This window comes from Edwardsiella ictaluri ATCC 33202 (assembly GCF_000264785.1).
GTDB classification, from domain to species: domain Bacteria; phylum Pseudomonadota; class Gammaproteobacteria; order Enterobacterales; family Enterobacteriaceae; genus Edwardsiella; species Edwardsiella ictaluri.
Genome location: NZ_AFJI01000100.1, coordinates 122,660 through 135,311, shown reverse-complemented (window position 1 = coordinate 135,311; position 12,652 = coordinate 122,660). Strand labels below are relative to the sequence as shown.

Here is a 12,652-nt window from a genome sequence, read left to right as displayed (position 1 = left end):
CGGGATCTTTGGTTTTAACGTAACCAGAAGGGAGAATCTTCCGAGCTAAGAGCATCATATTGAGCCAAGGGCCTTCTCTTATCATCAATATAAAAAGGAACATCAGTTATTCCGACTCTAAGTGGCTGATAAATACCCCAGCTTTCATGAAACAACTTAGCCGATTCAATACATGTTTCAATGCCAGCTATATACTTTGAATATTTATCTTTTATATCAGTTGATAAGCTATCTTTGAATCCTTGAGTTATTCTGTTTATCTCTTGCAATTCCTCAAGCCTTACATATTTTTTATAAAGCCTATCCAAAATAGCATGATTTTTATCATCCTTTATACTTTTAAAGAAAAATTCAAAAAAATCAGCCATTTCATCAGGTGTTCCTAACTCAACCATTGAGCTTCCACCTATAAATCCAACATGTCTCATAACTACTACCTTTTAAATTGGATGTTTGTGGGATTAATTATTCCATTGGATCTTTGAACAATACCTCGGATGATTACATCCTCTTGTGCTGGAGAAACAACTTGCCCTCGAACATCAATCACTACTTCCTGTACCATTCCTTCCGGTAAATGCTTCTGTCGCTCAACAGCCTGATCTGCAATGTTGTTAATTAGCCCATTCTGGTTTGTAGTAATGTTATAGTTTTTAACTTCAATACTACAAATTTCCCCCTGACACCAATCTGGGCGGGTACTACCTTTAGTACCATAAGGTACTTCTTTCCCGTCTTTGTAGCTAACTTGATCCTTCCAACCACCTCCAAGATCATTTCCAATATCTATTTCTGATTGCCTGTGGCCAGGACGGGAAGTGGTTGCTATCTCATCACTGGCTTTATTAAGCAGCTTCGAGGCTTCAGCGATATCCCCTTTACTTAGAGCTTCTTCTGCTGCCTTGACCACCTTACCTGCCGCATCTCCCGTTCCCGGAATGATACCTATCGCAGCAACCAGATAATCCAGAACGCTTTGTGCTTCCGCAACACTCTTGATATCGCCAACCACTGGCACAAAGTCCGCACCTGTTGACAGGATACTCGTTAACTCTTCCCGGCGCTGTTCATACATTTTCGCCGAGCAGGCTTCCGTGCTCATCCCGCCACAGTTTTCTTTCCTGCACTGCTCATTTGCAGCTTCAACATGTTCTTTAGCCTGTTGTTCAAGTGTCTTACCCGCCGCTAATGCCTCCGCAATGGTCCTCAGCGAGTTATTCTCAACAACAAAAACCCCGATCATCACATATGGATTATTTGTTAACGGACACCAAAAATCCAGAAGACCAAACCGGTTGGTACACCTAATAAACTAATTTTTAAAATTGTAATGAGTTCCTCTTTTCCGAAAGGGAAAGGTTTATCAAATTCCCAGACTAACCATCCCTTAAGAAGGTAAGAAAAGATCCCGAGAATAATTAAAGCTATGCACATAAAAAAACACATAACTAGCAATGTTTTTATGGATTTATTAGTACTATTTAGCCTCATTTTCACCTCCAGATACATTTTTCTTCAAAGTATCGCCAGCTACTCCTGAAACAAAAGAATCACCTAAATTCCCCATAATTGATGGAGCAGAGCTTTGTTGTGCTGGTTTAGTTATGGTCCATACACCAGTCGGGATCCACTCATATTGCTTTGACACTGGGTTAAGAACCTTATCCATTGGTATTTTGATGAGGTTGCCAGTTGCATAACCAGCACCGGCACCAGCCTTACTTAATATGGCAGAAATGAATGGGTCATCTCCACTTATTTCTCCTTGATAATAACCACCTACTGCATTCCATGTTACGGTTGGAGTATAACCTTTACTGGCTGTAATCCCACCAATCAGGCCAGTTCCTATTAGATCTGAAAGTTTCACCTCTCCCGTTGTTCCGTATTGAATACTAGCCCCTAATCCAACGCCAACACCCACAGCTATAAGCTGTTCTTTAGTATTATTGACTGCATTGGTGATAAATGCCTTACCTCCCATTACCGCTACCGGCCATGATGTCGGATCGCTGATAACCGATAATATCCGATCACCTTGCGTAATATTGTCTTGCAGGAATTTAAGATCAGCGCCATTGAGATAATTCACCAACGCCGCAGCATCTGGATCCTTCAGCTTTTCATCCAGCCGAATTTGTGATGGGTGTGCATCATTGGCTACATTGGTCGCCCCTTGAATAAGCTCTTCCCATGTAACACAACGAACGCCACCATCGGAACAGGCATCAACCAGTTCTTTGCTGTTTTTGTTGCTGATTTCGATATATTTCTCAACAACGGATTTGCAGTCACTACCTGATGCTTTGCAGTCGGATAGCTCTTTATCAAGTGCTCTGGCTTCTGTGCTGCTCAGATAGTTATTCTCCACCTCCACCCGGGCTGCGTTTGCACCGATGGCGGCCATTGCTATATCGGTGTCACCCGCCGTATAGCCCGTGATGCCACCGATAACAGACACCAGATTGCTCACCAGACGTTTCTCATCCGGGCTCAGCCCGTCCATATCCTCTTTGCCGTACAGCGCCCTCACCAGACGCGGCCCTGCCAGCGACGCCGTCACCGCACCCGCGGCACCTGCCTTCAGCCCGTCACCGCCATGCCCGCCACCCAGCTCCGTTAATGCCGCCGCCACTATCCCATGCAGGGCCGCCCGCGCCGCGTCGTTCTGCACATCCCTGACCAGAGAGGCCAGCAGCGGTGCCGCTCCGGCCGCCGCTCCCGCCTTCAGGTTGCCTCCGAGCGCACCCGCCAGCAGCCCCGCTGCCGCACTGCCCTTTGTCCAGAACTCGCTTCCGGGACCATAGTCTGTACCCTGATAACCCGGCTGGCTCTTCAGGTACGCCTCCCGCTCCTGCGCCGTTTTCCCCTCCATTCTCCCCTCCGCCGTCAGTCTGGCTGCCAGCGCGGTATTAGACTCCCTCGCCTTCTGCTCCGCATACTTGCCGTACACATCCAGCGCGGCAACCCCCAGCGCCATCCCCTCACTCTGCGCCGCCAGGCTATCCCTCACCTTTTGCACCGCGCCACTCACCCCCACACCCTGATGGGCATTCGCTGTATCACGGCTCAGACCCGCAATATCCTGAATCTGATTATCTTTATCCCCAATGATTATGCTGCCGTGACTGATGGCCGCTGACGTGATGCCACTGCCGCGCTCTGCCGCCTGCCCGCTACCGACAGCCGGCGCCACATTGCGGTTTTCACCCCCGCCCGCACTGCCCGATACCGCCAAGGTATGACTATTACCGCTCGTTTCGCTTGTGTTACGGATATCCGTCCAGCCGAGTGTGCCGGTCTCCAGCCGGTTATTGCCGCCAGCGGCGCCAGAGGCGATAACCGCCCCGTCCAGCTGGGTATGGTTACCCACGGTGATGTCAAAGCCGCCCTCAGCGGCAAAAATGCCGGTCTGGCTGGACACACTCCGGCCATTCTGGGTGACGTTTTCCCCTGATGCGCTGACGCTACCGGAAGACGCGCCATAGCACAGCGGGGGAATGCACAGGCTCAGGCCTGCACCGGAGGAGGAGAGTTTACTGTCATAGCTGGCGGTATCCTGAACGCTGCTGAGGATCAGGTCTCGTCCGCTGCTTACCACCACACGGTTACCCTTCAGCTCTGCGCCTTTCAGCACGGAGTCCCGCCCGCTGTTTACCGTAAGCTGCCCGTCGGCACGGATGACGCTGTTGGTGTTGCCCTGTGACTGGCTGTGTTCCCTCCCCTTCTGCTGCGACGCCCCCAGCTCCACCGAGATACCGTTCTGGGCACCCATCAGGCTCACGCCCACCCCGGCGCTGAACTGACTGCCGCGGCTTTGGCTTTCATGACCGTTTGTATCCTGGGAAGCGGTCAGCAGGATATCCCGTCCCGCATCCAGCACCCCCTGCTTAGCGCCAATCTGTACACCCTGACCGGCGATATCGCCGCGGGCGTTAATGGAGACCTTCTCACCGGCATTGATGGTGGTGCCCTGCGTACGGGTACTGTGGTATCGGCTGTCCTGCGCGGAGGAGCCCAGGGTGACAGAGACCCCGCCTTTGATGACGGCGCTGTCCGACAGTGCGCCCTGTGCCGCCGTAGCGCCTGCCCGGCCAGCCCTGAGGGCTGTCAGATATGCATTGTCACCGCTCTCCATCCGGCGGGCTGCGGCCTCAGCCGCTTTGGCCGTGTCAACCGCCCAGCCTCCGGCGCTGGCCGTCACCCCGTACTGCGAGCTGCGGCTGTGAGTTTCACCGTCACGGCTGTCACGGCTGACGTCCATCAGCACGTTCTGACCGCTCAGGCTGGCTGCCTTCCCGGCCCGGACATCCGTCCCCGACAGGGAGATGTCCCCGCCTGCCCGGGCGATGATGTTGCCGTTGGCGCCCGTTAACCGGCTGCGCTGTCCGCTTTCGCTGACCGCATCCTCACGGCTGCTGTGTTGCTCGCGACGGTAACCCACCGTGGCGCTGTAGCCGTCCCCGCCCAGGGTGCCGAAAGTTTGGCTGCTGCTGCTGTGTTCACTGTGGGACGTGTCACGCCCGGCGGCCACCGTAATATTGCCCTTAATGGCCGACAGCAGCAGGTCGTCCGTGGCGCTAAGCCGGCTGCCACCGATGTTTATGCTGCCCTGACGGCTGTTGACGTAAATATCCGTGCCCTCAACGGCCGACGCACGCTCCATGGTCCTGGTGCCGTTACTGTTGTCCTCTGAGCGGATCATGCCACCCGGCAGGAGCTGGCTGCCGTGTTTTCCGCTTCCGGTTATGGCCCGGACGACGCTGCCGGCAGTCAGCATTTCAGAGGAGATACCCCAGCCGGAGGATTTACTGCTGTTGCTGTACTGTTCGGTGTCCATGGCGGTGGTGATATTAACGTCACGCTTCGCCTCCAGCATCGTCGCCTCGCCCGCGCTCACCCGGCTTCCGGCGATCAGAATATTTCCGCTGTCGCTGCCCCCCGTTTTGCCGGTGGCGGTCATCTGAATATTGCCCGCAGCGGCAAGGTGACTACCGTGGTTAAATTCCCCCTGGTAATGCGATTCAGCAGAAGATTTACTGCGACCCACGGAGACCGCCACCGCCTGCCCCGGACCGTCCAGCGCCAGTGCCACCCCTTCCGCCCCCAGAGACTTCACCTTATCGACGATCGCGCTGCCGTTTTTATCCCTTCCGCGAAGCGCGTCACGTATGTTACGCACGGTATTTTCAAACGGCGCTTTCACGCTGACGGTAATACCGGAGAATTTGCGCTCATGCATCACCGAGTCAGTGACGGTGTCCCGTCCCGGGATAATGGCGATATTGCTACCGGTAATATCGATATGTCCGGAGGTACGGGATGTGCCATCCGCTATCCGGCCGGCGATGATATCGGCGGCGCTCAGCGTCGCCTGGTTTCCACCACGGATGATGACATTACCGCCGGGGGTACCCACCGTGCTGCGTGTATCGCTTTGCGTGGTTTCGGTACGCTGACGGGTAGATTCTGACGACTGCGAGCCGACGCTGATGCCGATACCAGAGCCGCTGCCAAAAACACCCGATATCTTCGTCTCTGTCCAGTGGTAAACGTTACTGCGATCCGTGGCCGCCTCCACCGTAACGTTTTTGGCGGCACTGATCCGCACATCCTTTTCTGCCACCACATTGCTGCCGGTGACCCGCGTATTTCCCCCTGAGACGATTCTGACGCTGGCGCCGGAAAGGGTGGAGCTGAGCGCCCGGAGGTCATGGGCTTCGTCGTGCGTTTCCAGCGATGAGGAGGACAGCAGGCCCCGGCTGCGTTGTTTACTGTGTTCAACCAGGTCAGTGATGGCATCGCCGGTGGTGAGCCGGATATCCCGCCCCGCCAGCACCGTCAGGGCGCCCCCGGCGGCGACATCCGCCGCGGTGGTGGTGAGGTCCCGGCCGGCACCGAGCATCAGTGCCCCCCGGGTGCTGAGCCGGGTGCCGACATCGGCCTGCTGTACGAGGTCCCGGGTATTACCACCCCCCCAGTCACCGTACTCGCTGTGACGGGTGGTTACCGCGTTCAGCCGCAGGTCGTTACCCGCCTGAAGCCGGCTCGTGCCGTTATCGCCGGCATGATTGATGTCCGTCGCGGAGAGCGTGATATCGTTGAGCGCGCTGAGCGTCAGCATACCGTTCGGAGCCTGTACATATATCCCCGCCGGCCGGTCAAGCCAGCGCTCGGTGCCGTCCGTGCGGGCGGTGGTCTGGCTGACAATATCGCGCCCGGCCAGCAGGGAAAGCGACGCGTCGCCCCGCAGCCGGCCACCGACGTTATGGATATCCTGACGGGCGGTCAGATCAACGCTGTTACCCTGAATATACCCGCTGTTGGTCAGGGTCTGCCCAGTCAGTTGCGTCACCTCACGCCCCATAATCGTACCGCTGTTGGTGAGATCGCCGCGGCTGTTAAGCACCGCCTGTGCTCCCCCCAGCAGGGCGCCGTCACCGGTCAGGTCACCCTCCCTCATCCTGGCGTACACCTGCGGCACCCGCACCGTCTGCGTGCTGCCGTCCGGCAGGGTGACGGTCTGATCCACCAGCCAGACCATGTCCGCGGTCAACAACGCCATCTGGGCCGCGCTTAGGGCTACCCCCAGCTCAAGACCATACTGCCTGGCAAACACGATGCCGCTGTTCATCAGCCCCAGATACTGCTCTTCATCACTGCCGTAACCGGCCAGATAACGGCTGCCGGTCAGTTGCGTGACCTGATCGCGTATCAGCCGCTGCTCATAGTACCCATCACCCAGGCGTTTATGCATCCTGGCGGGGTCACTGAGCAGGGCGTTTTGCATATAGTCGCTGTCCAGCCATTGTCTCTGGTCGGTGAACCTTGGGTCGGCCTCCACCAGATAGTGGCTGTCGATACTCTGGTGCAGGGTGAACAGGCTGTTGTCCGGCAGGCGCGTGTCCGGGGCCACTATCCTGATAACCGGCGTCACGGATTGTCCGTCGGCCAGCGTGGGCGGCAGCGTCAGCGCAAACCGCTGGCCGGCCGGCAGTACCAGCGGACGGTCCTTCATTTCCGCCAGGCCCGTCAGGGTGACGGTGCCGCCCGGTAATGCCGTCATGGGCACCGGCCCCCGCGCGCTGATGGCATCGATGTTGCTGACGCTGGCTACCGCTGTACCGACGCGGGCCGTCTGACGCCCGTCTGCCCGGTAGCCACTGCCATCCGGCGCGGTCTCTCCGCGCCATATCAGGCTGTTCAGGTCGATGGTTTCTGTCACCGGTGGCGGGCTGTAATTACTGGTGCTCTGCCCCTGAGAGGTTTCGGTGCCGCCAATTATTTTCTTTGTCTTCTTCGCATACCAGCGTTTTTGCCGGCCGACATCTGTGGTGGTGCGCTCACCTTTCGTGGCCTGATTATTGACCTCACCGATAACGCCGCCCAAGGTACCGCCGGCCACCATATGGCTGTCGTGGTTGACCACCCGGTCGGCCGTCAGCGTCAGGTTGCCCCCGGCAAGAATTTTGCCCGGATCGGTATCCTTGATTTGGGTCTCCATAACGGTGCGGGTGTACCGGTATTCGTAAAACTCGTCATTGCGGCTGCCGTCCGGCATCACTGCGGTGTGAACGCCATACTTGTTCTGTTCACGGGTATCCACCTTATCCCAGTCATAGCGGGTGGTCTGCCCTTGCAGCACCGCGTCGTGATGCAGGCTTTCCTCCACCTGTACCACTTCTGTCTCCAGATGACGGTTGGTGTTATTCACCGCCCGCATGCTGATGCTGCCGTCACGGCCCGCTTCAAGGATGGCGCCGTGGTTATTGAGCACACCCCCCTGACCGGTAGCCTGATACTGCGTATCCAACTGCCCGCCAATGTGCAGGTCACCCTGGCTGGTTATCAGGGCATGGTCATGGTTATTGACACTGTCGGCACCAATCTCCAGCCGTTCACGCGCGGCGATAACCGCCGCCCTGTTATCGGCATTCAGATTATTGAGCGTCGCGGCCTGAATGGCCACATGGTTGCCGTAAAGACGCCCGGTGCCGGTGTTCGTGAGGATATTTGCGGTCAGGTGGGTAAGCGCGCCGTCTATCAGCCCGCTATTGCTGAGTAACTCCCGGGCGGTGACATGGGTCTCCTGCGCACCGATTTCAGCCTGTGCGCTGTTGATGACCTGCTGTCCCGTGAGGGTGAGCGTATCGCCGGCAGTGATACGTCCGTCGTTGACGACAGCTGCCGGCGTCTCCAGGGTCAGATTGCCATTGGCACCCGCCGTCTGCGTATTGTGGAAAGTGCGGGCCAGATGGAGGCCCAGATTGCCCCGGGACAACACCTGGCCGTCGCCGCTCAGCGCGGCGGCGGTGATCTGCCCCTCCGTCCCGGCAATGAGCGTACCACGCAGGTTATGTATCGACAGTGTCTGCCCCTGCGCGTCATCCTGAACCGTCAGCTCCCCGCCTGATGAAATCAATCCGGCCACATTATCCAGCGCCTGACGCACGGTGGCCACCAGTTGCGCGCTCGCCCTGAGCGCGCCGTGGGTGTTGTCCAGCCGCCGCGCTGACAGCGTGAGCGACGCCGCCTCAATCCCGGTGCCCTGCGCGTTGGTCTCCCGGTTTATGATCTGGCGGGCGGTGATGGCCAGGGACTGACCCGCACGCACCCGTCCCTGCGTGTTATCAAGTTGCTGACTGAGAGTAAGTTGCCCGTTACCCAGGCTGGTTATCTCACCGGAATGATTGTTGAGCTGAGCGGCCTCGAGCGTCAATGCGTCCACAGCAAGCAGGGTGCCATGCTGATTGGCCAGACCATTCTGCCGGGTGTTGACCGTCAGGCCAGTGCCCCCCTGAAGGGTTCCATACCGGTTATCCAGCGCGCCGCTGTCGATGCGTGTCTGGGCATCACCCGTTATCTGTCCGCGCTGATTGTCGAGCGCGTGCCCTGCCGTATCGATCAGTAGCTTGGCCGCCGACTGCAATTTACCGTTCGTGTTGCTGAGCGCCAGGCTATGAACCGACAGGCCACCGTTACCGGCCACCTGCCCATCGGCGTTGTTCAATATGGCGGTAACAAGATCAGCCTGTCCGCTGGCAGCGATAAAACCCGCATAATTATTCAGGTAGCCACTGCTGAGACGGAGATCGTTCAGTGCGACGATACCGCCCTGTTCACCACTGTCGGTGTTTTCCAGCGCATACCCCTGTGTGTCGAGCGTCAAACCGGCGCCAGAGTAAAGGCGACCCGCGGTATTGGTCAATGTGTGGGTGGTGAGTACCAGTCCGTCATGACCGGCCAGCTGCCCGCGCTGATTATTCAGGTCAGTGGTATTCAGTCGGGCCAGCCCCGATGACGCTATCACACCCCGCGGGTTATCGAGCGTGCCGCTCGTCAGGGTCAGCACACCCTGACTGCGAATGCCGCCGGTGTCCCCGCTGTCGGCGTTGAACAACGATTGCCCCTGTGTATCCAGCGTCAGGGCGCTCGCCCCCTGCAGCAGACCGCCCTGGTTGTGGGTTTCACCCACGGCCAGACGGAGGTGTCCGGCGGCGCTTGCCAGAGTGCCGGTGCGGTTATCGAGATGCCCCGCCGTCACGGTGGTATCACCGTGGCCGATAAGCGTGCCCAGCAGGTTATCAATATTGCCCGCACTGAGCGTCAGCGCGCCGCCGGTGACGATCCCCCCGCGCTTACTGCTCTCCCGGTTGGTCAACGTCTGTCCGTGGGTGTTGAGTTGCCCGTTGCCTCCCGACTGGATGAGCCCCGCGCTGTTATCCAGCAGACCGCTATCGAGCTGCAATTCCCCACCGGCCATCAGTTGACCGTTCTGGTGGCTGAACGCCTGCCGATGGGTGTCGATACGGACATTTTCCCCGAAAATCACACCCTGATGGCCGTCGAATAGCCCGGTATTCAGCAGCAGATCACCCCGGGCGACCAGCCCTCCCGTGACCCCGCTGTCGCTGTTGGTCAGCCGTTCACCCTGCGTATTCAGGGACAGCTGCGCGCCTGACTGCAGCAGCCCGCGTGCGTTGTTGAGGGCGAGGCCGGTCAGGGTCAGCCCCTGGCCGGCGAGCAGCTTGCCCGCGGTATTGTTGAGTTCCTGGCTGGTAATGGTCATTCCGCCCGTGGCTGCCATCACCCCCTGGCTATTGTCGATATCTCCGGTGATCAGCGACAGTGCGCCCCCGCTCAGTATTCCCGCTGATGCAGTCCGGGTATTGCTCAGTGCCTGGCCGTGGGTATCCAGACCCAGATAGTCCCCGGCCTGCAGGCGTCCGCCTGCGTTGTCAAGCCCGCCGCTGTTAATCTGCAGGCGTCCGTCGGCCACTATGCTGCCGTCGGTATTGAACAGTTGGCCCTGTCGGGTATCGATGGATACCCATCTCCCCAGCACGGTACCCACGACGTTACTGAGCACCTGGCTGTGGGTGTCAACCGCGTATCTGGCCTCAATGCGTCCACCGGCGTTATTCAGCGCCTGACTCAGGGAGAGGGTCGCATCTCCGCCGCTGGCGGAAACCAGCCCTCTCTGGCTGTCCAGCTGACGGGCGGTCAGACTCACGGCCCCTCCGGCCAGCAGTTTGCCACGGCTGTTGGTGATATCACCCTGTGTATTCAGCGTCAGATTGCCATGGTCGGCGGCCAGCAGGGTGCCATCGGTATTATCCAGCGCCGCCGCGCTGAACGTCAGGCTGCCGCCGCTTTCTACCCATCCAGCGCGATTGTCCGCATGACCGCTGAGGGTCACCGTCATCCCGCCGTCACCGCGTTGCGACAGCAAGCCGTTCTGGCTATTCAGTGTGTCAGCGGTGACCGAAAGTTGCTGCGCCCGGGTTTCTCCACCGGAAAGGTCCAGGTCATGGCCGGTGAGGCGCAGTGCCCCCGCCGACTGGAGGGTACCCTGATGCCCCTGCAGGGCGTCAGCCTGTACTGACAGCGTCCCGTTCCCGGCCAGCTGTACTGTGCCCTGCTGATTATCCAGCAGCGCGGCGGTGACGCTGAGATCCCGCCCGTTACCGGCCAACAGCCCCCCGCGATTCTCCACCCGCCCGGCCCGGATAACGGTATTACCCCCACTGATCAACGTGCCCTGGTTGTTGCGTATCAGCCCGCTGTCGAGGATCAGATCCTGCGTACGCTCCTGACGCAACAACCCGTGATTATTGTCGATGCTCTGTGCACGCAACGACAATGAGCCCACCGACAGTCGGCCGTCGTCGTTATTAAATCCGGTGGCGGCCTGTATATGAGCATGTTCTGCCTTTAGGGTTGCCCCCGCCGTGCGGACGTCGTCGTGTGTCGCCGTCAGCGTCAGGTTTTTCGCAGAGGTCTGACTGCCACTGATATCAACCCGGCTACCCCGGGCCTCCAGCGTATGCTGTACCAGATTCTGGCCATGGGCTTTTAACACTCCCTGGCTGGTCAGTACCAGATTGCCCGGCTGGGTTATCCCGCCCTGAGCGTCCACTCCGGCGGCCAGCTGGCTGCCGGATGTACTCTCAATGCGGCGTGCGGTCAGGGAGGCATTATTCCCCGCGCCAATCAGCCCATCGTTATGCAACATGCCGCCGACTGACAGGCTGACATTTTTGCCCGCCGTCAGGCGCCCGGGATTGTTAACATCTCCCTGGCTGGCTATCAGCAGAGAGCCCTGGCTTTGCAGCTGGCCGCGGTTATCCAGCGTGCCGTCCACATTAAGCGTCAGCTCACCCGCGCCAGCGCCCAGCTCACCACCGTTACGCACCCCCAGGCCCTTTTCGGTGCCCACCAGGGTAATTTTATTGGCATACATGCCGCCCAGCGCCGCCACATCAAGAGCAAACGCCGGTTTATCGTCAGCGCCCGGGGGTTTTATCCGGGTAACGTTGCCCTGGCTGTCGGTTACGTTCTGGCCGACGGTCACCTTGAGCTCGCGGGCATGTACCTTACCGTTAACCGTTACCGCCCGGGCAATCAGCGCCGTATAATCGGTATCACTGGCATTCAGCCCCTTGCCGTCGATATTGATGCGGCCACCATTCACATCAAACCCTTTCAGTTGGCCGTTATCCATTTGTGCCTGACCCGCGGCCAATGTGGCACGATTGGCGTTAATAAAACCGCAGCCACTGCAGGTGATGCCGGACGGATTGGCAATCACCACCTCAGCACGTCTGCCGGCAACTTCGATGAACCCGTTCAGTTGGCTGGGGTTACGGCTGTTGACCTCGTTAAGGATGATGCTGGCCTCCTGTTTCGCCAGCCAGGGGTTACCCGCAACCATTCCCGCGAGCTGAGTGGCGGTATTTTTATGGCTGTTATTCAGAATGGCGCCGCGGGCGCCCACCTCAAACTGGGTATACTGGTTGCGCGAAACCCCGCGGTCGTTCGGGGTCTGGATATTGACCTGCGGCAGCCCGTTGGCCGTGGATAGCACGGTAGGCTGCCGGTTACCGGGAGCATGACCATCCGCCACAATATTGGCCTGCGTCGGCAGAGTGACGAACCCCGCCGCCAGCCACAGTGCCAGAGATAGCGGGGAGAGTCGCACCCGGGCCTCTGGACCACCCGCAGGTGAACGGCGGCGCGCCGTACGGAACCGCCCGCTGCGGGCAATCTCAGCCACCACCATCAACATGCCGCGGACATGGCTAAAAACAATGCGGTAGAGGTGTTTGTTCATGATCAGGTGCTCCCCGGGTATCTTAGGTGACAGACCCAA

The 12,652-nt window shown here is 58.6% G+C and carries 3 protein-coding genes; all 3 read right to left on the bottom strand.

The genetic code is table 11. The features are described 5' to 3' along the window. Window positions 1-14 precede the first annotated feature (14 nt). The 3 genes from EIEH_RS15350 to EIEH_RS16965 all read right to left on the bottom strand — a co-directional run bounded on the left by EIEH_RS15350 (window position 15) and on the right by EIEH_RS16965 (window position 12,613). A complete protein-coding gene (locus EIEH_RS15350; RefSeq protein WP_015872295.1) occupies window positions 15-428 on the bottom strand; it encodes a hypothetical protein in 414 nt (137 codons plus the stop codon). A 5-nt stretch (window positions 429-433) separates the two neighbouring features. Continuing rightward, window positions 434-1,243 (bottom strand): hypothetical protein, encoded by an 810-nt coding sequence (locus EIEH_RS15345; protein WP_015872296.1) that lies wholly within the window; start codon window positions 1,241-1,243, stop codon window positions 434-436. Window positions 1,244-1,477: 234 nt separating this feature from the next. Next, window positions 1,478-12,613 (bottom strand): two-partner secretion domain-containing protein, encoded by an 11,136-nt coding sequence (locus EIEH_RS16965; RefSeq protein WP_015872297.1) that lies wholly within the window; start codon window positions 12,611-12,613, stop codon window positions 1,478-1,480. Window positions 12,614-12,652: the final 39 nt, after the last annotated feature.

Bases quoted from the DNA above. Each gene is read 5' to 3' on its own strand.
- EIEH_RS15350 (WP_015872295.1), bottom strand. From the start codon at position 428: ATGAGACATGTTGGATTTATAGGTGGAAGCTCAATGGTTGAGTTAGGA.
- EIEH_RS16965 (WP_015872297.1), bottom strand. From the start codon at position 12,613: ATGAACAAACACCTCTACCGCATTGTTTTTAGCCATGTCCGCGGCATG.
- EIEH_RS15345 (WP_015872296.1), bottom strand. From the start codon at position 1,243: ATGATCGGGGTTTTTGTTGTTGAGAATAACTCGCTGAGGACCATTGCG.